The sequence below is a fragment of the Nakamurella antarctica genome, assembly GCF_003860405.1.
In the GTDB taxonomy this organism is placed as follows: Bacteria; Actinomycetota; Actinomycetes; order Mycobacteriales; family Nakamurellaceae; genus Nakamurella; species Nakamurella antarctica.
The window spans coordinates 813428-836275 of sequence record NZ_CP034170.1; the positions used below are offsets into that span (position 1 = coordinate 813428).

General features: G+C 61.7%; 20 protein-coding genes, 1 tRNA gene, 1 pseudogene and 1 riboswitch. Of the genes and pseudogenes, 18 read left to right on the forward strand and 4 right to left on the reverse strand.

The features are described 5' to 3' along the window. Positions 1-84 precede the first annotated feature (84 nt). A riboswitch (SAM riboswitch) is annotated at positions 85-203 on the forward strand. Positions 204-436: 233 nt separating this feature from the next. The 7 genes and pseudogenes from EH165_RS03510 to EH165_RS03540 all read left to right on the forward strand — a co-directional run bounded on the left by EH165_RS03510 (position 437) and on the right by EH165_RS03540 (position 10072). Continuing rightward, positions 437-1804, forward strand: a complete 1368-nt coding sequence (locus EH165_RS03510) for a bifunctional o-acetylhomoserine/o-acetylserine sulfhydrylase (protein WP_124798051.1) — start codon at positions 437-439, stop codon at positions 1802-1804. A gap of 44 nt (positions 1805-1848) precedes the next feature. Continuing rightward, a complete protein-coding gene (gene metX, locus EH165_RS03515; protein WP_239020681.1) occupies positions 1849-3261 on the forward strand; it encodes a homoserine O-acetyltransferase MetX in 1413 nt (470 codons plus the stop codon). 114 nt (positions 3262-3375) lie between these two features. Continuing rightward, positions 3376-4380, forward strand: coding sequence for a glucose-6-phosphate dehydrogenase (coenzyme-F420) (gene fgd, locus EH165_RS03520; protein WP_124798053.1), 1005 nt, complete (start codon positions 3376-3378; stop codon positions 4378-4380). Between the two features lie 241 nt (positions 4381-4621). Continuing rightward, positions 4622-7324, forward strand: a complete 2703-nt coding sequence (locus tag EH165_RS03525) for a bifunctional FO biosynthesis protein CofGH (protein ID WP_124798054.1) — start codon at positions 4622-4624, stop codon at positions 7322-7324. A 199-nt stretch (positions 7325-7523) separates the two neighbouring features. Further along, the gene (gene eno, locus EH165_RS03530; RefSeq protein WP_124798055.1) at positions 7524-8810 is read left to right on the forward strand and encodes a phosphopyruvate hydratase; all 1287 of its coding nucleotides are present in this window, start codon (positions 7524-7526) and stop codon (positions 8808-8810) included. A 169-nt stretch (positions 8811-8979) separates the two neighbouring features. Next, the gene (locus tag EH165_RS03535; protein ID WP_164479109.1) at positions 8980-9510 is read left to right on the forward strand and encodes an FtsB family cell division protein; all 531 of its coding nucleotides are present in this window, start codon (positions 8980-8982) and stop codon (positions 9508-9510) included. Then, positions 9507-10072, forward strand: a pseudogene (locus EH165_RS03540) (DUF501 domain-containing protein). Before EH165_RS03535 ends, EH165_RS03540 begins: the two are co-directional and overlap by 4 nt. An 18-nt stretch (positions 10073-10090) precedes the next feature. Here the strand turns inward: EH165_RS03540 and EH165_RS03545 are convergent. Further along, positions 10091-10747 carry a DUF1707 SHOCT-like domain-containing protein gene (locus EH165_RS03545; protein WP_124798057.1) on the reverse strand — a complete coding sequence of 219 codons (657 nt, stop codon included), beginning with the start codon at positions 10745-10747 and terminating at the stop codon, positions 10091-10093. 188 nt (positions 10748-10935) lie between these two features. On the opposite strand from EH165_RS03545, the gene EH165_RS03550 reads away from it, so the two are divergent. The 3 genes from EH165_RS03550 (at position 10936) to EH165_RS03560 (ending at position 12846) form a co-directional block, all read left to right on the forward strand. Continuing rightward, a complete protein-coding gene (locus EH165_RS03550) occupies positions 10936-11541 on the forward strand; it encodes a FadR/GntR family transcriptional regulator (RefSeq protein WP_239020683.1) in 606 nt (201 codons plus the stop codon). 163 nt (positions 11542-11704) lie between these two features. Further along, positions 11705-12658 (forward strand): Ppx/GppA phosphatase family protein, encoded by a 954-nt coding sequence (locus EH165_RS03555; RefSeq protein ID WP_124798058.1) that lies wholly within the window; start codon positions 11705-11707, stop codon positions 12656-12658. 115 nt (positions 12659-12773) lie between these two features. After that, positions 12774-12846: transfer RNA gene (locus tag EH165_RS03560), tRNA-Leu, on the forward strand. A 28-nt stretch (positions 12847-12874) separates the two neighbouring features. Here EH165_RS03560 and EH165_RS15355 read toward each other — a convergent pair. Beyond that, the gene (locus tag EH165_RS15355; protein ID WP_164479110.1) at positions 12875-13051 is read right to left on the reverse strand and encodes a hypothetical protein; all 177 of its coding nucleotides are present in this window, start codon (positions 13049-13051) and stop codon (positions 12875-12877) included. Between the two features lie 26 nt (positions 13052-13077). Between EH165_RS15355 and EH165_RS03565 the strand changes: the two genes are divergently transcribed. After that, complete coding sequence (locus EH165_RS03565; RefSeq protein WP_124798059.1) at positions 13078-13953, forward strand: hypothetical protein; 876 nt, start codon at positions 13078-13080, stop codon at positions 13951-13953. Here the strand turns inward: EH165_RS03565 and EH165_RS03570 are convergent. After that, positions 13950-14579: a dihydrofolate reductase family protein gene (locus tag EH165_RS03570; protein WP_124798060.1), complete on the reverse strand. Its 630-nt coding sequence runs from the start codon at positions 14577-14579 to the stop codon at positions 13950-13952. The two genes, EH165_RS03565 and EH165_RS03570, sit on opposite strands and share 4 nt — an antisense overlap. A 137-nt stretch (positions 14580-14716) precedes the next feature. On the opposite strand from EH165_RS03570, the gene EH165_RS03575 reads away from it, so the two are divergent. The 6 genes from EH165_RS03575 to EH165_RS03600 all read left to right on the forward strand — a co-directional run bounded on the left by EH165_RS03575 (position 14717) and on the right by EH165_RS03600 (position 20970). Beyond that, entirely contained in the window at positions 14717-15382 is a 666-nt protein-coding gene (locus EH165_RS03575; protein ID WP_124798061.1) for a class I SAM-dependent methyltransferase, read from the forward strand. Between the two features lie 55 nt (positions 15383-15437). Continuing rightward, positions 15438-16214: an enoyl-CoA hydratase/isomerase family protein gene (locus EH165_RS03580; protein WP_124798062.1), complete on the forward strand. Its 777-nt coding sequence runs from the start codon at positions 15438-15440 to the stop codon at positions 16212-16214. A 35-nt stretch (positions 16215-16249) separates the two neighbouring features. Beyond that, a complete protein-coding gene (locus EH165_RS03585; RefSeq protein ID WP_124798063.1) occupies positions 16250-17392 on the forward strand; it encodes a thiolase family protein in 1143 nt (380 codons plus the stop codon). 89 nt (positions 17393-17481) lie between these two features. Further along, a complete protein-coding gene (locus EH165_RS03590) occupies positions 17482-18168 on the forward strand; it encodes a YoaK family protein (RefSeq protein ID WP_164479111.1) in 687 nt (228 codons plus the stop codon). An 8-nt stretch (positions 18169-18176) separates the two neighbouring features. Next, positions 18177-18575 (forward strand): YchJ family protein, encoded by a 399-nt coding sequence (locus EH165_RS03595; protein WP_124798065.1) that lies wholly within the window; start codon positions 18177-18179, stop codon positions 18573-18575. Positions 18576-18636: 61 nt separating this feature from the next. Beyond that, positions 18637-20970, forward strand: a complete 2334-nt coding sequence (locus tag EH165_RS03600) for a molybdopterin-dependent oxidoreductase (protein ID WP_206426083.1) — start codon at positions 18637-18639, stop codon at positions 20968-20970. Here the strand turns inward: EH165_RS03600 and EH165_RS03605 are convergent. Continuing rightward, positions 20967-21806, reverse strand: a complete 840-nt coding sequence (locus EH165_RS03605; protein WP_124798066.1) for a hypothetical protein — start codon at positions 21804-21806, stop codon at positions 20967-20969. The genes EH165_RS03600 and EH165_RS03605 overlap by 4 nt on opposite strands. Before the next feature lie 210 nt (positions 21807-22016). Here EH165_RS03605 and EH165_RS03610 point away from each other — a divergent pair, with 210 nt between their 5' ends. Then, positions 22017-22814: a Bax inhibitor-1/YccA family protein gene (locus EH165_RS03610; RefSeq protein WP_239020684.1), complete on the forward strand. Its 798-nt coding sequence runs from the start codon at positions 22017-22019 to the stop codon at positions 22812-22814. The last annotated feature ends 34 nt before the right edge of the window (positions 22815-22848 follow it).

Consider the following 22848-nt stretch of genomic DNA (forward strand, 5'->3'; position numbering starts at 1 on the left):
GCCCGCAGGCCTATCAGGGGCGCGAGCGTTACCGGGGCTGCGTCGGTAGACGGCTAACTCCAGCATCTGTATAGTGATCTGGTAGGTCATGAGTGTCAGCGACAAGCCCCAGCTCGCTGGACGGCAACCCTCCACACGCGGTGGGGTGCCCTGGGTGATGACCCGGCGGTTGGCCGTACGTTAGCCACACGCAAGCGCGGCCCATCGACCGATGGGTCCAGTTGACGCTACGAAGGAGCGCCGCTGTGTTTTGTCGAATGTTTTGCTGTCGCTGACTTAAGCCGCTGTTTTTTGCGCTGATCCGCGACACCGCCCCACTGCGCTGCACGCGCGAAAACCCTCTCACCGCAAGCCCTTTGGGCTTTTGCCGTCGACGGCTCGCGAGGCTTCGCACGCTTTTGCCCACCCAAAAAACTTCTTTCCTCTGGAGACTTCCATGAGTAACACCTGGTCTTTTGAAACTCGCCAAATTCATGCTGGACAAGCACCGGACCCCACCACTAAATCGCGCGCCCTGCCGATTTATCAGACGACAGCGTTCGCTTTCGACTCCTCCGCCCACGGACGCAAACTGTTTGCGCTGGAAGAACTCGGCAACATCTACACTCGCATTCACAACCCCACAACAGCTGCCGTCGAAGACAAAATTTCCTCTCTTGAGGGCGGCGTCGGCGCGCTACTGACAGCGTCCGGCCAAGCCGCCGAGACCCTGGCATTGCTAACGATCGCTCAGGCCGGCGACCACATCGTGGCCTCGCCGCGGCTGTACGGGGGAACCTATAACCTGCTGCACTACACGTTGCCGAAATTCGGTATCACGGTTGACTTCGTCACCGACCCAGACGATCTCGACTCCTGGCAGCAGGCGGTGAGGCCGAACACGAAGGCTTTTTACGCCGAGTCAATTTCTAACCCTCAGCTCGATGTCCTTGACTTCGAGGGGGTTTCGACCGTGGCGCATAGCAACGGGATCCCGCTGATCGTCGATAACACTGTGCCCTCACCGTATCTCATTCGTCCAATCGAGCATGGTGCAGATGTCGTGGTGCACTCCACCACCAAGTACCTCAGTGGTCACGGCGTGGCGATGGGTGGGGCCATTATCGACTCGGGCAACTTTGACTGGACCGCTGACCCAGAGAAGTTCCCCGGCTTCAACAACCCGGACCCGAGCTACAACAATTTGACGTGGGGCACCGACCTCGGGCCACACGGCCTATTTGGCGTCAACGTCGCGTTCATCTTCAAAGCTCGGCTGCAGCTGATGAGGGACCTCGGTCCGGCAACCACTCCGTTCAACGCGTTCCTTCTCAATCAGGGAATTGAGACTTTAAGCCTGCGGATGGATCGGCACACCAGCAATGCCACCGCGGTGGCCAGATTCCTTGAGGGGCACGGCGCCGTCTCCTCTGTTTCCTACCCGGGACTTGAGTCCAGTCCGTGGCACGACAAGCAACTTAAGTACTCCCCGCGTGGCGGCGGCGCCATCGTGTGCTTCGAGATTGAGGGCGGTGCTGCTGCGGGTGAGGTCTTCAGTGATTCGCTGGAGCTCTTCACCAACTTGGCCAACATCGGCGACGTTCGATCGCTGGTAATCCACCCGGCCTCGACGACCCACTCGCAGTTGTCGCCGGAGGAGCAAGCCACCACCGGAGTTACGCCAGGACTTATCCGCCTTGCTATCGGCACGGAGCACATCGACGACATTCTGGCCGATCTGACGGCAGGGTTCGCGGCGGCAACCTCGGCGGCAACCGTCGCCGAGCTGCCACAGGACTCCGTTCCGGCTGCCGCCGGGGTCTGAGGCAAAGTCATGTATCGAGTGCGGACCTTGGCATGCTGATGAGTGTGGTTCATCGCGCCGGCGGTGCCTCCGGAAACGCCGGCGGTGCCTCCGGAAACGCCGGCGATGCCTCCGGAAACGCCGGCGATGCCTCCGGAAACGCCGGCGATGCCTCCGGAAACGCCGCCGATGCCTCCGGTCGCGCCGGCGAAGCCCGTCCCGCATTACCCGCGGCTCGGGTCACCATCAGTGGTGACCCAGCCGGCTTGGGCGCCGCCGGTCTTCTTGACGGCGCCCAAGCCCGTTCGGGTGTGAACGTGCCCGCCAGCGCTATCTGGCATGGCGGTTCGCCGTCAGCGTGGCGGCAGTTCGCCGATGTCGGTGATCTGGATTTGGAGAACGGTGGGGTTCTTCCTGGCGTCCGAGTGGCCTTTGAATCTTGGGGAAAGCTCAATGCTGCCAGGGACAATGCCATTCTCGTGCTCCACGCTTTGACCGGTGACGCTCACGTGGTAGGTCCCACTGCAGCTGGGCAGCCGACCCCAGGATGGTGGGACGGACTGATCGGCCAAGGGGCCGTTCTAGACACCGATAAGTACTTTGTGATCGCACCCAATGTGCTCGGCGGGTGCCAAGGAACGACCGGACCATCGTCAGTTGCAGCAGATGGGCAGCCTTACGGTTCTAGGTTTCCGGCAGTTACTATGCGCGACTTGGTGAGTGCCGAAGCGGCGTTGGCGGATGTGTTGGGAATTAAGACATTTCACGCGATCATCGGCGGTTCGATGGGCGGCATGCGAGTGCTTGAGTGGGCGGTGAGCTTCCCGGATCGGGTCAAAGCCGCAGTCGCGATTGCTGCATGTGGCTACGCCAGCGCGGACCAGATCGGTTGGACGACACCACAACTCGCGGCAATCCGCTCGGATCAGAACTTTGCGGGCGGTGATTACTACGACCAGGCTTGGCCGCTTGCCGGGATGGCAATTGCACGTGAGATCGCCCACATGACCTACCGCAGCGGGTGCGAGCTGAACACTCGTTTCGGACGAGACGCGCAGGAGGGAGAGGACCCTGCGACCGGCGGCAGATTTGCTGTGCAGTCCTATATCTCCTATCACGGGGCGAAGTTGGGCCGCAGGTTCGATCCCAACTCCTATCTCGTTCTGACCGAAGCAATGAACTCCCATGACGTGGGTCGCGGGCGCGGCGGCTTGCGTGCAGCTTTGGGCAGGATCACTGCTGACCTGACGGTCGCTGTCGTCGATTCCGACCGTTTGTTCCCGCCGGAGTTGGGGGCGGAGATAGCCCTGGCACCACGCGCGAAGCCGCTCGTCACCATGCGGTCGGAATACGGGCACGATGGGTTTTTGATCGAAGCTGATCAGGTGTCCAAGGTGGTCGCCGACGCAATCGAGGCGCCGCAGATTACTCTGGTCCGGCCGTTCAGCGGAGCTGCCTCGACCACCGCTTGGGCCTGATGCCCTTCGTTCGTTCGCGCCCAACGCGTCGTATGGTGAAGTGATCGGTTCCCGACGAGGGCACCGCGGTAACCAACGACGTTTGCCGTAGTTCACAGCGCGCTAAGGAGCAGCATGACCCTTCGTTTCGGGTACAAGGCATCGGCCGAGCAGTTTGATCCCAACGAGTTGCTGGCCTATTCGGTGGAAGCCGAACAGGCCGGTTTCGACTCGGTGTTTATCTCCGATCACTTGCAGCCATGGCGCCACGAAGGTGGCCACGCCCCGGCAGCGCTGCCATTCTTAGGCGCGCTCGGTGCCAGGACCAGCAAAATCATCATGGGAACGTCCGTCTTAACACCGACCTTCCGCTACCACCCGGGCGTTATTGCGCAGGCATTTGCCACCTTGGGGGTGATGTTTCCCGGTCGCGTCATTCTCGGTGTCGGGTCTGGGGAAGCGCTGAACGAGGTGCCGCTGGGTATTCCCTGGCCTGATGGCAAGGAGCGCTTTGCGCGGCTGAAGGAAGCCATCACCTTGATCCGTACCCTGTGGTCGGAGGACCGGGTGACGTTCGAGGGTGCCTTCTACCAGACCCATAACGCAACCATTTACGACCGCCCAGAAAAACAAGTTCCCATTTATATCGGTGCTTCCGGCCCGGCTGCAACGAGGATGGCGGGGCGCGTAGGAGACGGCTTCATCACCACCTCCGGCAAGGCCGACACGCTGTACAGCGATATTTTGCTGCCAGCCCTGAACGAAGGCGCGATGAAAGCGGGCCGGTCTCTGAGCGACCTCGACCTGTTGATGGAGACGAAGGTCTCGTTCGATCACGACCGCACCCGCGCCATGGAAGACACGAAATACTGGGCGGCACTGGCGCTTTCGCCGGAGGAGAAGATGGGGGTCGAAGACCCCATCCAGATGCAGCGGCTTTCCGTCGCACTGCCGGTGGAACGGGCCGCATCGCGGTGGATCGTTTCGACCGATCCAGACGAGCACGTCCAGCGAATCCAGCATTACCTCGACCTCGGCTTCCGCCACCTGGTCTTCCACGCGCCGGGCCCGGACCAATCAAGGTTCCTCAAGCTGTACGGCGAGGAAATTCTGCCCCGACTGCGGAAACTGGACTACTGATATTTCTGCCTAACACTGCGGTTGTAGAGTCAAGAGAAGTTATCTCCAGTGCTGCCCGAGCAGGCGTCGAACACCTGCAAGGTAAAACCGTCGGGCGGCGCTGGGGCCTGGGGACACCCCAGCCCGCATGATGTGCCCGTTGTAGGTGGCCGATCACGTTAGCTTTTGATCGGCCGTCGACCGAGGAGTTCGGCGAAACCTGCTGGTCCGCTTAACTTTTCGCAACGAACGGCGTTCTTCCATGACTGATCTTGGCCTTCCGCAATTTACTGCCCCCCCGGTGCTGTTCGGATCTGCCCCCGTGGCCACCGCTTCTTCGATGCGCCGCGCCTTGCGCAGGGCTGCTGACGGGGTGGCACTGGATCGCACCGAAGCTGCGATTGCGCTGCAAGCTCGCGGTGAAGATTTGATGAAACTCTCGGCATCCGCGGCTCGCGTTCGGGATGCGGGTTTACTCGCGGCTGGCAGGCCCGGCGTGATCACCTACTCAAAAAAAGTGTTCATACCGCTGACCAGGCTCTGTCGAGATCGCTGTCATTACTGCACGTTTGCCACCACACCGGGGCGCGTGGAATCGGCCTACCTGTCTCCGGACGAGATTCTGGCGATCGCGGAGCAGGGGCGCCAACTCGGTTGCAAGGAAGCTCTGTTCACCCTGGGCGACCGCCCCGAGGAGCGCTGGAATGCCGCATCGAAGTGGCTCGACGAAGCCGGTTACGACACCACCCTCGACTATGTGCGGGCGATGTCAATTCGTGTGCTCGAGACCACCGGGCTCCTCCCGCACCTCAATCCTGGAGTGATGAGCTGGGAGGAAATGGCGCGGCTGAAGCCGGTCGCCCCCTCGATGGGGATGATGCTGGAGACAACGTCAACAGAGATTTTCACCGAGAAGTCCGGCGCACATTACGGTTCCCCGGACAAGGAACCCGCCGTGCGGCTGCGGGTACTCGATGACGCCGGGCGTTCGTCGATTCCGTTTACCACCGGAATCTTGATCGGGATCGGCGAGACGTTGTCCGACCGGGTGGACGCGATCTTTGAAATTCGGAGCGTCGCGCGGTCTTATCGCGGCGTTCAAGAGGTCATCATCCAGAACTTCCGTGCCAAGCCGGACACCGCAATGGCGCACACACCGGATGCCGAAATCACCGAGCTGCTCGCCACCGTCGCTGTTGCCAGGCTCATTTTGGGCTCGAAGATGCGCATTCAGGCCCCGCCAAACCTGATCGGTTCCGGCGACGCGGTGTTCAAGGCCGTGATCGACGCGGGGATCGATGACTGGGGCGGCGTTTCGCCACTCACCCCGGACCACGTCAACCCGGAGCGGCCGTGGCCGCAGATTGACGACCTGGCGGCGCGCACGGCAGCGGCGGGCTTCACCTTAGCCGAGCGGTTGACGATCTATCCGGAGTTCGTGAAAGCGGGGGAGCCGTGGCTGGACCCGCGGCTACGCGCGCATGTCGACGCGCTCGCTGACCCTGTCACGGGGCTTGCGCGCACTGACGTGATTGCAGTGGGCAGGCCGTGGCAGGAGCCGGAGGAGACGCTGTCGTCATCGGGCAGGACCGATCTCGCGACGTCGATCGATACCGACGGGCGCACTGGCGACCGGCGTTCGGATTTCTCCGACGTGTACGGGGACTGGGACGCGTTGAAGGAGAAGGTGCAGGCGCAACGTTCTGCGCCGGAGTCGACGAGTTCTGAGGTAGCAGCAGCATTGCGAATAGCGGAGAACGACCCTGGGTCCCTTGACGGGGCAGAGGCTCTCGCGCTCATGACGGCTACGGGGGTTGACCTGGAGGCGGTGTGCTCACTCGCCGACGACGTGCGCAAAAGCGTCAACGGCGATGACGTCACCTACGTCGTCAATCGCAACATCAACTTCACCAACGTGTGCTACACGGGGTGCCGGTTCTGCGCTTTCGCCCAGCGTCGCAATGACGCCGATGCGTACACCCTGTCAGTGGATGAGGTCGCAGAGCGCGCAGAGGTGGCCTGGTCCCTCGGCGCCACCGAGGTTTGTATGCAGGGCGGAATTCACCCGGACTGGCCCGGCACCGCGTACTTCGACCTGGTCCGCGCGATTAAGGCCCGCGTCCCGGATATTCACGTGCATGCCTTCTCGCCGATGGAGGTGGTGAACGGGGCTACCCGGGCCGACATGTCCATCCGGGAATGGCTGTCTGAGGCCAAAGCCGCTGGGCTGGGCTCGATACCGGGCACCGCCGCCGAAATCCTCGACGACGAAGTGCGATGGGTGCTGACCAAGGGCAAACTGCCGACCAAGTCGTGGGTCGACGTCATCAGCACGGCGCACTCGCTGGGCATCCCGTCGTCGTCAACGATGATGTACGGCCACGTCGATACGGCTGAGCACTGGGTCGCGCACATTGCTTTGCTGCGTCGTTTGCAAGCAGAAACGGGCGGGTTCACTGAGTTCGTGCCGCTGCCATTCATCCATACCAATGCGCCTATTTACCTCGCGGGCCTGGCACGCGCCGGGGCCACCTTCGAGCAGAGTCGAGCCGTCCACGCCGTCGCGCGGCTAATGCTGCACGGCTCGATCGACAACATCCAGACCTCGTGGGTCAAGCTCGGGCCCGAGGGCACGGCGACGATGTTGAACGGCGGGGTCAACGACCTCGGGGGCACCTTGATGGAGGAGACTATTTCGCGGATGGCCGGTTCCGAATTCGGTTCCTTCCAGACCGTCGAGCAGCTGCGGGCTATCACCGAGCCAATCGGGCGTCGCGCTATCCAACGCACCACGACGTATGGCCGCGCAGATTCCGAAAGAATAGAGGCAGCAAGTCATTTCGTGGGGCTTGCAGCGCTGAATCAGACGTCGACTGGCGCCTCGTGCGGCGCAGCCGACGGTTCCGGTAATGGCGAGGGTGCAGCTTCCGGACCCACGCTCTTGACGCTCGGATCGCGCCTGTAGGCGCTGCAAAAAAAGGGCCACTAGGCTCTCGGTAAACAAGGTAGCCGGCAGCCGCGGCGCGGCACCTGACCGGGCCTGCGGCGCCCCGCTAGGCTAAGACCGCGGTTATCAGACCTGCCAATTTTGCGTGTCTAAATGCATTCAGCAGCGGCCGACTAAGCTTTCATCGTTACTAATCCTGCAAAAGAAGGGATGCGCCGTGGCGGCCATCGAACTCATAGGAGCACGCGAGATCCTGGATTCCCGGGGCAACCCCACCGTCGAGGTGGAAGTTGTTTTGGAGGATGGTTCGCTCGCGCGGGCGGCAGTTCCCTCCGGCGCTTCGACCGGCGAGCACGAAGCCGTCGAACTGCGTGACGGCGACATGGGTCGCTACCTGGGCAAGGGTGTCCAGAAGGCAGTCAACGCTGTTCTCGAAGAGATCGGGCCGGAACTGATCGGCATCGACGCCGTCGAACAGCGCGTCATCGACCAAAAACTGATTGACCTGGATGGCACCTCTGACAAGAGCCGCCTCGGTGCCAACGCCATTTTGGGTGTCTCCCTCGCCGTCGCCAAGGCTGCGGCCGAGTCAGCCGAGCTTGAGCTTTTCCGCTACCTAGGTGGGCCAAATGCGCACATCCTGCCTGTCCCGATGATGAACATCGTTAACGGTGGTGCCCACGCGGATACCGCCGTCGACGTCCAAGAATTCATGATCGCTCCTATTGGCGCGGAGTCCTTCCGAGAAGCCCTCCGCTGGGGCGCCGAGGTCTACCACTCGTTGAAGTCGGTGTTGAAGAAGAAGGGCCTCTCGACCGGTCTGGGTGACGAGGGCGGTTTCGCGCCATCGCTGACCTCCAATCGTGCCGCGCTTGACCTGATCCTCGAAGCGATCGAGCAGGCTGGCTACACCGCCGGTAGCCAGATCGCTTTGGCGATGGATGTGGCGGCCACCGAGTTCCACTCCGAGGCCGGGTACCTGTTCGAAGGCAGCCACAAGACGAGCGCGGAAATGAACTCCTACTACGCGTCCTTGGTCGCCGACTACCCGATCGTCTCCATCGAAGATCCGCTGTCCGAGGACGACTGGCAGGGTTGGATCGACCTGACGAGCCAGCTCGGCGATAAGATCCAGATCGTTGGCGACGACCTGTTTGTCACCAACCCGGATCGGCTCGAAGAGGGAATCAGCCGCGGCGCCGCCAACTCGCTGTTGGTAAAGGTCAACCAGATCGGCACCCTATCTGAGACGTTGGACGCCGTAACCTTGGCCCAGTCGAACGGGTACCGCTGCATGATGAGCCACCGCTCGGGCGAAACAGAGGACACGACCATCGCCGACTTGGCCGTGGCAACCTCTTGTGGACAGATCAAGACCGGCGCCCCCGCGCGGTCCGAGCGCGTTGCCAAGTACAACCAGTTGCTTCGCATCGAGGAGAACCTCGGCGATGCCGCCCGTTACTTGGGCGACTTGGCGTTCCCGCGGTTCCAGCAGGGCTCCTAACAGCAGCATGAGTCAGACACCAGGTCGTCGCCCGCCGCGCACCAGCTCCAGGCCCGCAAGGTCGGGAGCCGGTGCGCGTACGGTGCGGTCTGGTGACGTGAACTCGACGGGCGGGCGGGTTCCCAGGTCTGCCGTCCGGCCGAATGCAACCAGACCTACCGCAGGCGGAGTGAGCGGACCCGGGCGCCGCACTCGAGCGGCCAACACACCGGCTGCCCCGCTCGGTGGCCCAGCTGCACGAAAGCCGTTGAAGTCAAAGCTGCTTCGGCAAGTAGCCATCCTGGGGTTGGTTCTAGCGGCCGTTGCGCTCTCGCTTGGCTATCCTCTCCGGGATTACCTCGACCAGCGCGCCGAGCTCGCCGCGGCAGTAGCCCAGCGACAGGCCTTGGAGCAGACTGTGGCGAACTTGGAACTCCAGCAGGCTGCGTTGGCGGATCCGGATTACATCAAAGCGGAGGCAAAAAAACGTCTGCAGTACGTCATGCCAGGGGACACGGTCTACGTTGTCCAAGCTCCCGTGCTGAAAGTCGCACCGGAAGCGGCTGCCGGAGCACCCGTGGCAACGGCAACGACGCAACCCTGGTATTCGACGTTATGGGGCACGCTCTCTTCCCCAGGGGGACAGCCGGGCGATCAAACACCAGTTTCTGATGCCTCCGCCGCCCCTGATGCCCCCGCCACCCCCGGCGCTGGCGGATGATCGACAAGAATGAGAACGTGACAACCCCTACGCCCCCACCAGTTCCACCCAGTTTCGGCCTTCCGCCGAGGCTCGAAGCGCCAACAGAGGCAGATTTCGCCGCGTTGGCGATCGAACTGGGCCGCCCGGCGCGTGGCGTGAAGGCCGTGGCTTTTCGGTGTGGGCACGGCATCCCCGCGGTCGTGCAGACGATGCCGCGGCTCGAGGATGGCACGCCGTTTCCCACCATGTTTTATCTGTGCTGCTCCGTCCTCAACTCCACCATCGGCAGGATGGAATCGGGCGGGGTGATGAAGGAAATGAGCGATCGGCTTCTGCTCGACGCAGATCTTGCTGCTGCTTATCTCGCGGCGCACGAGTCCTACCTTGCTCAGCGCAAAGCCCTTGACGACCTCGGAATAGCGGTCACAGCCGGGGAATGCCCACCCGGGTCAAGTGCTTGCACGTCCTAGTGGCGCACTCGCTGGCAGTCGGACCGGGCGTCAATCCCTTAGGTGATGAGGCAGTAAACATGCTCGCCGAATATTCTCGCGGCGAGAGCGCCTGCGCGTCATTTGGCTAGCTCCTCGATTGCTGGGACTTACCTCAGCTGTTTGTCGGGGTGATTCACGGACTCAGGGTCGGGCTTGGCACGTTTGATTTCCACACCACCCATGACGGCGACTCCGTTGACCCGCAGCACCGGTGCGTTGGGCCCACAATCGCAGTGCGATTTGTCATCGAACGCGCCCATGATGCCGATGCCGCTGCAGATGACCCGGACATCTTCGGGAACAGTGATCTCTACCCCTCCCATCAGCGCAACAGCGGTGATGGTGACCTCGCCGCTGCTGAATTGCGCGTGGGTAACGTCGATTTCAACGCCACCCATGAGAGCTACCGCGGTGAGTCTGGCTGGCATCTTCCATCGTCCGCGAATGGTGCGGCCACCCATCACGGCGATTGCAGTCTTCAGCACCGGGTAATTGCCCCCGACCCGGCTCAGGCCAGGGGAGGGCGTTTGAGCCACCGCAGCACCGACCGCTGGCCACAGGTGACCATGCTCGGGAAGGTCAGTCGTCAATGGGACCAAAGCGCTCAGAGTGCGTGCAGCGTAAACGGAGGCGAGTCGCTCCGATAGTTCGTCTACGCTCAGCCGACCCTCGGCCATTGCCGTATTGAGTGCGTGCGCCACCCGCTCCCGGTCTGCGTCGGAGGCACGCAAGTCGCCTGGCGGGGTGATGGGGGTATCGGTCATGGTGGCATAGCCTACGGTGGGCGCTCGCTCAGGTTTTGGGTACTCTATGGTCAGACCACAGGGGTTGCGTGCGGCGGGGGGACATCAATGGCGACCACCAAGTCCTATCAGGTGGTCTTGACCCAAATTGAAACGGACTTGGCCGCGGGCCGGCTCGACGTGGGGGACGGTTACCGGCGGAACGCATTTTGGCGCTCCGTTACGGCGTTTCGCGCGCCAGCGTCCGCGAGGCCATTCGTGTCCTCGAAGCCATGGGGGTGATTCGGACCAGCGCGGGTTCGGGACCGGAAGCGGGCGCAGTCGTCATCGCGGAGCCCGCCGCCCCCATGGGGTCAGCGTTGCGTTGGCATCTGGCAAGTCGTCACTTGCCTGTCGGCGATATCGTCGGCGCACGAGTGCTTATCGAATCGTGGGCGGTGAAAGAAGCGAGCGTTTTAGTACACGCTGAGCCCGCCCTATTGGCACCTGCACGAGCGTTGTTAGCCGCCATGGACGATAGCGCGCTCGCTCCAGAAGCATTCCTCGCACTCGACGCCGCGTTTCACGTGATGCTGGCCGAGCTTGCCGGCAACACCGTCATCACTGCGGTGATGACGGCTATGCGCGAGGGTATTCAGGCCTACGTGACCGCGGCCGTCGCTGCCTATCCTGACTGGTCGTCGATGGTCGCTAGGCTGCGCGCCGAGCATCACGCAGTGGTGGCGGCGATGGCTCTGGGCGAGGGTGACGAAGCAGCGGGCGAAGTGAGGCGCCACATCGCGGGTTTCTACGCCGAAACCGGTGTCAGCTACTAAGTTTTGACGCAAGTAAAAAGGTCGAAAGCACCTGTCGCCCATAAGCCGCATATGCTTTGTCACGTGCCCTCGAGTCCGTGGGTTTGCGACTCGACGATAGGGTCGACGTGCTTGAAAAGGTATTCCATCTCAAGGTTTTGGTGACAACACACGGAGGCGCACGATGACGAGGGTCGCGGCAATTGACTGTGGGACCAACTCCATTCGATTGCTTGTTGCTGATGTCATCAACACCCCAGCGGGTTTCACTCTGGTCGACGTACACCGCGAAATGCGTGTCGTCCGGCTAGGGGAAGGTGTCGACCAGACCGGAGTGCTGCAAACCGGGGCAATTGACCGGACGTGGGCAGCGCTTTCGGACTACACCGCGATCTTGCGCGCCTCGGGTGCGACGTCGGTGCGCATGGCGGCCACCTCGGCGACCCGAGATGCCAGCAACCGGAACGATTTTGTCGAAATGGTTCGGCGCACGTTGGGCCAAGACCCTGAGGTGATCACCGGCAATGAGGAGGCCGAGCTCTCCTTCCGGGGTGCCATTGGGGGAGTGGCGGCATCGGGCGGGCCGTACATGGTGGTCGACATTGGTGGCGGCTCAACGGAAATGGTGATTGGAACCACGAATAACGTGCAGGTAGCTCTCGCCGGCTCCGCCAGCGTGAACATCGGCTGCGTAAGACTCACAGAGCGGCTTTTGCATTCAGACCCGCCCACCGAAGCCGAGATTGATCAGGCGCGGCAGCTCGTGACGCATGTGCTGAGTGAAGGTCTGGATTCGCTTCCGGTCGCTTCTATAAAAACCCTGGTTGCAGTAGCTGGGACGGCCACCACGGTGGCAGCAGCCGCACTGCACTTACCCACCTACGATCCGGCCAAAATTCATTTGCAACGCATCTCCGCTACCCAGGTATCAGAAGTGGCGACGCTGATGTTGGGCGCAACCACCGCCCACCGAGCCGCTTTGGGATACATGCATCCGGGGCGCGTAGACGTGATCGGCGGCGGTTCGCTCATCCTCGACACCCTGGTGCAGTTGGTTCAAGACCGCGTGCATTTGGATCAGATCACGGTATCTGAACACGACATCCTTGACGGCCTAGCGCTTTCGCTGGGGCAGTAACGTTCTGCCCGCCGGGCTGGGGGCGGTGGTTGTCGTGGCCGGAGGCAGTGGTTGGCGAGTTACTGTCGCTGGCATCCCACCGACTAAGCTGACACCGGCCGGTTCACCGGCTTTGGCCCCTGTATCCCAATGGCAGAGGAAGACGACTTAAAATCGTTTCAGTGTCGGTTCGAGTCCGACCAGGGGCACTCACATTCGGGGCGGCTAGGTTGAGCGTCATGACTTGGGACGAACTCCTCGGCTCACCACTGCGATGAGGACAACGATCGCCGTGATGAGTAGGCCCGCGCCGATGATGGGCTGCGCTGAAAACGAAGCGATCCCGAGCACGACGAGAACGAGTCCGAGGACGAGGAATAGATTTCGATTGCTTTCGTTTGCGTTCCGATTCATGCCCTGGACTTTGCCCGATCACGCCCATGACGAACCCGAAATCGGGTAAAGGTCTCAGTAGCAGTGAGGTATCACGAGTGGAAGTGGAGCGTGGTGGCATGCAAATAACCAGAATAGTTCGGGTCGCTGCGTTGGTGGCGGCAGTGGCCGTCCTCGGCGCGTGCAGCACCGGATCTGATGGGATTTCTTCGTCCACGATTTCATCACCGACATCCGCACTCTCAACCAGCGCCCCGGACACGACTGTCTCGTCCTCAATCAGCGCTCCAGACCCGACTGCCTCGTCGCCCAGCACCGCTAGTTCAGCGCCTGTCAGTGCCGACGCGGGGACTATGAGCCAACAGGCGTCTGTGCCTGCGGCTAGCCCGACGGTGGCAGCCCCGAGGTCTTCCTCTCCCTCGTCGAGGACCAACTTTGGGGTCACGTACGTCAGCGTGACCGGCGATTGGACGGGCGATCAGCTCTTCACTAAGCCGCGCTCTGACGGCAGTCCGGTTGCACCCGGGTTGTATGGATCGGGTGTGAGCGCACAATTTCAAAGCCCCTCGGGGAACATTGCGTGCCAAATACAAGTCGATACGCCAGAAGGCTCGTCAGACGGCGTGGTCTGCGACATTAGAGACCACGCTTACGTGAATCCAACGCCTCCTACCGATGTGACATGTGCATCCAACTACGGCCAAACCGTGCAGATCCTCCCAACCGGAGTGCGGGTCGAGTGCTCGGTATCCGATGGCGCCTATCGGCCAGGTGGGGAGGGTCTGCCGTTGCCGGCCGGTTCCCAACTCGATTTTGGGGGCGTCACGTGTCTGTCAACCGAATACGGCATCCGGTGCCTCGATAATGCGAGGCAGGTTGGTTTCATGATCGGCAGAAACATCCTCGCCGAAATAGCTCCCTAACGAAGAGGCCGATCAGGGCACCCACATTTCAACGAGTGGGGTTCTGAGTGGGTATAGCGCACTGCAGACTCCAGACGTTGCTCATCGGCGAGCAGGCTGTAGGTCAAGATCGCGTTGCCCTTGCTGGAGATGGTCGAACCGGCCAGCGTCAGCCGCGTCGTAGGGTCGGTGGGTTCGAAGAGGCGCTTTCCGGCCCCGGCAATCACCGGGTGCATCGTCAGAGTCAGCGAATCCAGCAGACCCGCAAAAATGAGTTGGCGAGCCAGCGAAATACTTCCGCAGACAGCGATGTCGCGACCCTCGGACTGCTTGAGCGCCGTCACGAACTCCACAAAGTCGCCTTCTATCAGCGTCGAGTTCTCCCAGGACAACTCGGGGCTGAGTGTTGTTGAGGCAACGAACTTCTGGACGGGGTTGATGAAGTCGCCGAACTCATCATCCGCCGTCGGCCAATACTCCGACCACTGTTCGTACCCGAGTCGGCCGATCAGGACGGTGTCTGTCTCGGTGATCATCCCCGTCATGGCTTCGCCGACCTGGTCGTCGAAGCTGTCGAACTGCCAGAGGTGGGGCGCCTCCACGACGCCGTCGAGACTGTAGAACAGACCTGCAACAACTTTGCGCATACTGCTCAGCTCCTTCAAGAGCGGGGAGGAGGGTCAACTGCCCAAGAAGAGTACAGATCGCTTCACGCCGCTAGTGGACTGCTCCTATCCCGAGTGTCCCACTGGTGAATCCGCCTTCGGAGAGGCAAGGTTGGTCTATGAACGCTGATAGCGCAGAGTCCTCCTCCTTTCCCGATGCGGACTACCTCGGAAACCCCCAAGTGCTGGCCGAATGGGACCTTCGCTACACCGACCACGAACGGATGTGGAGCGGGAACCCCAATGGCTCGCTCGTTGCTGAGACCGCCGGGCTGACGCCGGGGCGGGTCTTGGACGTGGGATGCGGGGAGGGCGCCGACGCCCTGTGGTTGGCGCAGGCAGGGTGGCAGGTAACGGCGCTGGAAGTCTCCGGTGTGGCGTTGGAGCGAGCTGCTGCGCACGCTCGGGAGGCAGGCGTCGATATCACCTGGATACACGCTGGGCTCGCCGAAGCCGGCCTGGCGCCCGCGTCATTTGATCTGGTGTCCGCGCACTATCCGGTGCTGCAGCGCACTCTCGACGCGGCTGCGGAACATGCGCTCTTGGACGCTGTCGCGCCGGGCGGCACGCTGCTGGTGGTCCACCACGCCGGGATGGAAGAAGCGCACGCGCACGAGGGCGACTTCGACCCCGCCGAGTACGTCTGGCCAGCTATGGTCGCAGCGATGCTCGACGAGAAGTGGGTGGTTGAACTCGATGAGCTTCGGCCGCGACTTGTTCCGGAAGGTGGCAACGGCGCTCACCATAAAGACGACATCATTCTGCGGGCGAGAAAGTTGTGCTGATCGCAGTTGTGGTGCGCCGGCCACCAGTTTCACTGACAAACGCGAGGGTGGTTCGATGAGCGGTAAAAGCGAGAACTTCACGCTGGAAGGCGGTGTCGCCCGCATCGTGCTCACCGAAACCGAACGGGGCGCGCCGATTAACCCCGCTTCACTTGCGGCACTTGCCCACGGGATTGCCCTGGCCCGCAAGGCGGATGCGCGGATCGTGGTGCTGAGTTCAGCAGGCAAAGCGTTCTCTGTGGGCGGGGATATCAAGAGCTTCGCTTCTGCTACCGACCCCGAACCGCAGGTGCGAGAAACTGCCCAGATTCTGCACAACATCATTCTTGAATTGCATGGACTCAACGCCATCGTTATCAGTGTGGTGCAGGGCGTAGCCGCGGGAGCTGGATTTCCACTGGCGGCTGCGGCCGACATCGTGTTGGCGGCGCGATCAGCGCGATTCACGTTTGCTTACAGCAAGATCGGCTTAACCCCAGATGGCGGCAGCACGCTGCTGGCCGCCACCCTCGGCTTACATCGAACATTGCAGTGGGCCTTGCTCAATCCGTTGCTCACGGCCCAGGAACTCTGCGACGCAGGGCTTGTCGCGGCCGTCTATCCCGATGACGAACTCGAGGCAGGGTTGGCATCGACGATTCAGACGCTGTTGCAAGGCTCGCGCTCGGCGCAGGTCAGCGCGAAGAGGTTGATCCGGAACCAAGCAATCAACAACGGGCGGCAGGCCTTGGATGCGGAGACAGCGGCAATTGCCGCCGCCGCTGCCAGCCTCGATGGGTTGGAGGGTGTTCGCGCCTTTGTCGGAAAGCGTCCACCGAACTTTCTGAGCTGATTGTCGCAAAACCTATGCTGTGAAAGGACTCTCCCATGCGCGACGCGGTCATTGTCGAGGCAGTTCGAACAGCTGTCGGCCGACGCAAAGGCTCTTTGGCCCACGTGCATGCCGCTGACCTATCAGCTGTGGTTCTTCGAGCGCTGATCGGGCGCACGCACCTAGACCCGGCGCTGATCGACGACGTCATTTGGGGGTGCGTGACGCAGTCGGGCGATCAGGGCGCCAATATCGCCCGCACAGCGCTGTTGTCGGCTGGCTGGCCCGAGACGGTGCCAGGCGTCACGATTGATCGGCAGTGTGGTTCTTCCCAGCAGGCCATCGGTTTCGCTGCCGCCGGGGTGATCGCCGGCCACTATGACTTTGTGGTGGCGGGGGGCGTCGAAACGATGACGCGCACTCCGATGCTGAGCAACCTGCAGGGCGGAGATCCCTTTGCAGGGAAGGGATTTTCCGATCGCTACGGCCTTGCCCCGAACCAGGGCATCGGCGCGGAGATGATCGCACAGCGATGGGGTTTATCCAGAACCCAGCTCGATGAGTTCGCTGCTGCTTCCCACCAGAAGGCTGCTGCGGCGCAGGATTCGGGCGCTTTCGACGCCCAGATTGTCGCCGTGCCTACCGAACAAGGCGACTTCAGCAGGGACGAGGGAATAAGGCGTGGCACATCATCGCAGTCGCTGGCCGGGCTGAAAACAGTTTTCGCCGACGATGGGGTGATCCATGCGGGCAATGCATCCCAAATCTCGGATGGCAGTGCAGCTTTACTGATCACTACAGGTGAACTCGCAGCGGTCCATGGCCTCACGCCCATCGCGAGGGTGCACACCGCGGTGGTGGCGGCAGCTGACCCGATCATCATGCTCACCGCGCCTATTCCGGCAACGGTCAAAGTACTGCAAAAAAGCGGTATCAGTCTTGATCAGATCGGCGCCTTCGAAGTTAACGAGGCGTTCGCCCCCGTTCCGCTGGCGTGGCTTGCCGAAATTGGAGCCAACCCCGAACTCATGAATTCGCTGGGCGGGGCGATCGCTCTCGGGCACCCGTTGGGCGGCTCGGGCGCCAGAATTGCGACGACCCTGATCCACCACATGCGCGACAACGGCATCGCCTACGGACTGCAGACCATGTGCGAAGGCGGCGGCATGGCCAACGCGACCATCTTCGAACTCCTCTGAGCACCGGATTGCTGTCAGGCCCGCGTAGTCGGCCGTGGGATGCTGCTGAGGGATCCAAATTCGGAAACACACATGAAAAGGGACCAGCAGTGCGTCGGAACCTGAGACACAACAGGCCAGTGCTTGTGCTGTTGGCCATCACGTCCGGCGCGGTCGACGCCATCGCTTTCCTTGGACTGGGCGGAATTTTTACGGCCAATATGACGGGAAATCTAGTGCTGCTCGGGCTTGTAGGACGGCCGGACTACCAGCGCAGCGCCATTCATGCAGCGGCGGCCTGTGCGGCCTTCGCGCTCGGGCTCTACCTTTCTTTTCGCAACGGACGACCCCAGCCGGGCAAGCCGGAACCCGGGCCCTACCCGCTACTCGTTTTGGTTGCCCTGATGCAATCTGCGATTTGGGTGACGTGGATGCTGGAATCGGCGACGCCCAACGAGATGACCCAAACGATCATTCTGATCACTTCCGCGATTTCAATGGGCGTTCAGACGGCGGCTTCGAGGCGTATTGCGGGGCATTCCGGGATTACCACCACCTTCGTCACCGGAACGCTGACCTCGCTGATCGAGGATGCGGCCAACTCTCGGCACCATGCGACGGTGGCGCGGATTTTCGTCATCGGCGCCCTTTCGATGGGGGCGCTGCTGTGCTCGTTGCTCCTCGCCTACGCACCGATGTTTGCGCCAGCACTGCCAGTTCTGGGGGTGGTGGCCGCGATTGCGGTGAGCCTGCAGCGGGGTTCCGCGGCCGCTGAGCTTCCATCCGAGCAAAAGTAGGAAGTCTGATGAAACAACGTCAGCAGGACGCGCAGTGCCCCTGCGGAACCGGCTATACGTACGGGCAGTGCTGCGGCCCGCTGCATCAACAACACACAGTCGCGACGACGGCGGAGCAGCTGATGCGCTCCCGCTACAGCGCTTTCGCGCTGGGCCTGGCCGACTACCTGCGCTTGAGTTGGCATAGCGCCACCAGGCCAGCAGAGATCGACCTCGATGCACGCCAACGGTGGACGAAGCTGGAGATTCTGGATACCAGCGGCTCTAGTTTGCTTGAGTCGGCGGGGACCGTGCGATTTCGCGCCACGTACCGCCTGGGACGGGAAACGGGCTGCCTTGTGGAAAACAGTCGGTTTGCTCGCGAGGGCGGCCAATGGCGGTACGTCGACGCGGTGAGCAGCCGTTGAAGTTCGTGCCGGGAACGCCGGATACCGGCTATAGAATTCAACCGCACCGAAGGAGGCTCGCTTGTCCAGCACTGGCAACAACATGACGCACTGGGGCTCGTACACCGCAACGGTGACGGGCAACAGGATCACTGCCATCACCGGACACCGTGACGACCCCGACCCATCGGAGCTGCTAGGAAATATCGCCTCCACGGTCACCCACCGTTCCAGGGTTACCAAACCGTCGTTTCGCCGCGGCTGGTTAGAAAACGGCCCCGGCCCGGCGGACCGCCGAGGGAGCGAAGAGTTCGTCGAGCTTGAATGGGATGAAGCACTCGACCTCCTCGCCGCCGAAATTGATCGTGTTCGCACCGACCACGGCAATAAGGCCATTTATGCGGGCTCATACGGGTGGGCCAGCGCTGGAAGGTTCCACCACGCGCAGAGCCAGCTGCACCGATTCCTGAAGCAAGCCGGGGGTTATGTGGCCGGCGTGAACTCGTACTCAACCGGCTGCTCCGAAGTAATTTTCCCGCACTTGTTGGGTAACACCTTTGAGTTGTACCGGAAGCACACCCACTGGCAGCAGCTCGCCGACAACACCGACCTGATAGTCGCTTTCGGCGGCATCCCCACCAAAAACATGGCGGTTGTCCCGGGCGGAATTACGGTACACAATGCTCGCCCCGGCATCGCAGAGGTGGTTGCGGCCGGCACCAGAATTGTGGCGGTGACCCCGATCAAACCTGATCTTAAGGGCGCTGAATCAGCGGACTCCCAGGTGGAATGGTGGCCCATAGTTCCAGCCACCGATACTGCAATGATGCTCGCGCTCGCGCATACGCTGATCGTCGAAAACTTGGTGGATGAAGGGTTTATCGCCACATACACAGACGGATACGACGAGTTCGCTCATGACGTGCTCGGCCTGAGCACGGGCGCTCCAAGAACAGCGGAGTGGGCGGAGTCGATCACCGGATTCCCCGCAGACAAGATTCGAGAGCTCGCCCGAAACATGGCCGCTGGCCGCACGTTTATCACCGTTGGCTGGTCGCTTCAACGCTCCAAGTACGGAGAGCAGCCGATGTGGGCGGCGCTGAACCTTGCGTGCTTGCTCGGCCACATTGGTTTGCCCGGAGGCGGTTTCGGCCACGGCTACGGGTCCATGGGCGATGTGGGCGCGGGCCGCGGAATGACGCCTCTGCCAGCATTCCCTCAGGGCCCCAACCCCATCGACGATTTTATCCCCGTGGCCAGGGTGAGCGACATGCTGCTCAACCCCGGTGGGGAGTTCGAATACAACGGCGAAATCCGGCGGTACCCGGATGTCAAAATGGTGTACTGGGCGGGCGGCAACCCTTTCCATCACCACCAAGACCTGGACAGGCTTGAGCGCGCGTTCAGCGCGGTGGACACCGTAGTGGTGCATGAGCCGTATTGGACCTCATCGGCCAAACATGCCGACATCGTTCTGCCCTGCACGCTTTCCGTAGAACGGGAGGATATCGGTGGCAGCAGGCAAGATAGCCATGTCATCGCGATGCACGCCCTCCTCTCGCCGGTGGGTGAAGCGCGCGACGACTTCGCTATCTTTACTGACCTCGCCGACAGGCTCGGGTTCGCACAACAATTTACCGAGGGCCTGTCCCCGCGCGAATGGTTGGAAAAGATGTATTCCACGTGGGCGGTAGAAGTTGGTGGATCACAACCGACGGAGCTGCCGAACTTTGAAACATTCTGGCAGGACGGGGATGTGCGAGTTCCGGGCGCTGACAGCGCGCGAGATCACGTGATGTTCGGTCAGTTCCGAGCCGACCCGGTGGCACACCGGCTCCCGACCCCGAGCGGCTTGATTCAAATCTCCTCGCCCGTCGTCGCCTCCTTTGGTTACGACGACTGCCCGGGACACCCCACCTGGCTCGAACCAGAGGAGTGGTTGGGATCGCCGCTAGCCCAGAAGTTCCCGCTCCATCTGATCGCTGATCAACCGGCTGGACGGCTGCATAGCCAACTGGACATGGGCGAAATCAGCATGGCCCACAAAGTGTCCGGTCGGGAACGGATGAGGATGCATCCCGATAACGCCAAAGAAAGAGGCATCACCGATGGCGATGTGGTGCGCGTTTTCAACGATAAGGGCGAGTGTCTGGCAGGCGTGCAGGTCACCGAAACGATCAGGCGCGACGTGGTACAGCTTCCGACGGGGGCGTGGTTCGACCCTCAGATTCTCGACGGCCGCAGAATCTGTGCACACGGAAACCCGAACGTGTTAACCACCGACCAGGGCACTTCGCGCCTAGCGCAAGGGTGTTCCGGAGCCCATGCGCTCGTTCAGGTCTGTCTCCTCGGGGTGGCGCTACCGCAGGTTCAAGCCTTCGAACCACCGGTTATCGTCTCCAGGAAGCGAGATTAGGCGACGGTCCACGTCACCGGGTTGTCGTAGTAGGGACCGTCGTAGGAGCCGTTCCACTCGAGCTTGACGACCTTGGCGCGATCGTCACCTTCGTAGATCGTGCAGGTCGTGTAGGAGTCCCCGAGGACATACGCGTCGGTGTAGTAGTCGCCCTTACAATCGTCGGAGCCGTACGCCGTACTGTAGTTCAGCTCGCGCCCCTGATCGGTAATTATTCGGATATCGCTCTCCACCGAGGAGTACTGAAAGGTCAGCGGTCCCGCCTCTTGCTTGACAGTCACCCTCACCACCCACGGCAGCAGACCCACCGTGGTCGCCGGGTCGACACCGTACTTCACCCAATCCTCGGCGGTGCCTTGCACGATGCTGAAACCGGTAAAGGTGAAGATCCCGGTATCAAAATACTCGATTCGCAAAGTGGCCGGATCGGTCAGCTTGAGGACGGCGCCGGGGGGTGTCTGGCCTTCGCTGCCCTCCGGCGGAAGGCCCGATCCGTCATCCGAGGCAGACGATTGTGGATCAGACGACTCCGTCGTTGGCTCGGAAGTCGGCGAGTTAGAAGTTGTCGTTTGTGTGGTGCCCGCTGTAGCGCTCGTAGAACCGGAGGAGCTCGAGGACTTCGATGGGGTGGCACTGGTGGGGCTGGAGATTGTCTTTGAGGTGGGGACAGCCCCGGGTTCAGCAATAGCCGTGCCGCCGACCTCACTGGCACAGGCCGACACGATCAATAAACCCAGTGCTCCCATTGCCACCCACCACCGTTGGGCGAAACGGGTGCTGGTCAGCCCGCGGTAGGTGCGTTGACCAAAATTCGGACTGAATTTTGCCTGCGACATGTGAGCGTCTCCTCGTCGTTGCGGCCGTGCCGCCCGGAGTTGTCTGAGCAGGTGGCTGGGCCAGTATTCATTCTGAGTGATTACCGGATCGTGCCATACCCGAACTTCACACCTAGGATGGAGGGGTGGGGGAACCTTTTGCCCCCGTGCATGCGTTGTCTCAATAGCATCACCCAGCTCAGGCCGAATCGGTCCATGGAGGAAAATACAGTGGCAAATAAGAGCACCAACCCAGCGCTGCGGAGTTTCACGACTCCCGCCGCATCTGCGGCGACCCTGCAGGACATGTACAACCAGCCGTCGTTCACCCCGCCCACATCGCCAGCGGCGCAGCGGTATTTGACGGTCGACGACGTCGTTGCCAAGACGGCAACGGTAGTGATCGTGGCCCTGCTGTCTGCTCTGGCAACGATTTACTTGCAAAAATCGGCCATCGTTCCCGGGATCTACAGCCTGGTAATTCCAGCCGCCATCGTCGGATTCGTGCTCGCGTTGATCGTCATCTTTAAGCGCTCGAGCAATCCGGCGCTGATTCTGGCCTATGCCGTGGCTGAGGGCGTATTCCTCGGTGGCATCACCGGAATTTTCGAAGGCATCAGGGGTTTCGAGGGAATCGGATTCCAAGCCCTCGCCGCCACCATGGGCGTATTTATTGGGATGTTGGTCGTCTATAAGACCGGGGCGATCCGCGTCACCCCGAAGTTCACCAAGATGATCATCGGTGCCATGATCGGCATCGTTAGCCTCCTCATCGTCAATCTAGTGGCCAGGCTGCTCGGCTTTGATATGGGCGTGCGTGACGGCGGAACGCTCAGCATCATCATCTCGCTGGTCATCATCGTGGTCGCAGCGCTGAGTTTTTTGCTCGATTTCGATGCCATCGAAGGTGCCATCAAGCAAGGCGCCCCGGCCACCATGGCCTGGTATTTCGCCTTCAGCCTGATGGTGACGCTGGTCTGGCTGTACCTGGAGATCTTGCGCTTACTCAGCTATCTGCGATCCAACTAACCCTTCCCAGCCAGCCAAAACGCGCGGCTACCGT

Bases quoted from the DNA above. Each gene is read 5' to 3' on its own strand.
- EH165_RS03510 (WP_124798051.1), top strand. From the start codon at position 437: ATGAGTAACACCTGGTCTTTTGAAACTCGCCAAATTCATGCTGGACAA.
- fgd (WP_124798053.1), top strand. From the start codon at position 3,376: ATGACCCTTCGTTTCGGGTACAAGGCATCGGCCGAGCAGTTTGATCCC.
- EH165_RS03525 (WP_124798054.1), top strand. From the start codon at position 4,622: ATGACTGATCTTGGCCTTCCGCAATTTACTGCCCCCCCGGTGCTGTTC.
- EH165_RS03545 (WP_124798057.1), bottom strand. From the start codon at position 10,747: ATGACCGATACCCCCATCACCCCGCCAGGCGACTTGCGTGCCTCCGAC.
- EH165_RS03555 (WP_124798058.1), top strand. From the start codon at position 11,705: ATGACGAGGGTCGCGGCAATTGACTGTGGGACCAACTCCATTCGATTG.
- EH165_RS15355 (WP_164479110.1), bottom strand. From the start codon at position 13,051: ATGAATCGGAACGCAAACGAAAGCAATCGAAATCTATTCCTCGTCCTC.
- EH165_RS03565 (WP_124798059.1), top strand. From the start codon at position 13,078: ATGACGAACCCGAAATCGGGTAAAGGTCTCAGTAGCAGTGAGGTATCA.
- EH165_RS03570 (WP_124798060.1), bottom strand. From the start codon at position 14,579: ATGCGCAAAGTTGTTGCAGGTCTGTTCTACAGTCTCGACGGCGTCGTG.
- EH165_RS03575 (WP_124798061.1), top strand. From the start codon at position 14,717: ATGAACGCTGATAGCGCAGAGTCCTCCTCCTTTCCCGATGCGGACTAC.
- EH165_RS03580 (WP_124798062.1), top strand. From the start codon at position 15,438: ATGAGCGGTAAAAGCGAGAACTTCACGCTGGAAGGCGGTGTCGCCCGC.
- EH165_RS03585 (WP_124798063.1), top strand. From the start codon at position 16,250: ATGCGCGACGCGGTCATTGTCGAGGCAGTTCGAACAGCTGTCGGCCGA.
- EH165_RS03595 (WP_124798065.1), top strand. From the start codon at position 18,177: ATGAAACAACGTCAGCAGGACGCGCAGTGCCCCTGCGGAACCGGCTAT.
- EH165_RS03605 (WP_124798066.1), bottom strand. From the start codon at position 21,806: ATGTCGCAGGCAAAATTCAGTCCGAATTTTGGTCAACGCACCTACCGC.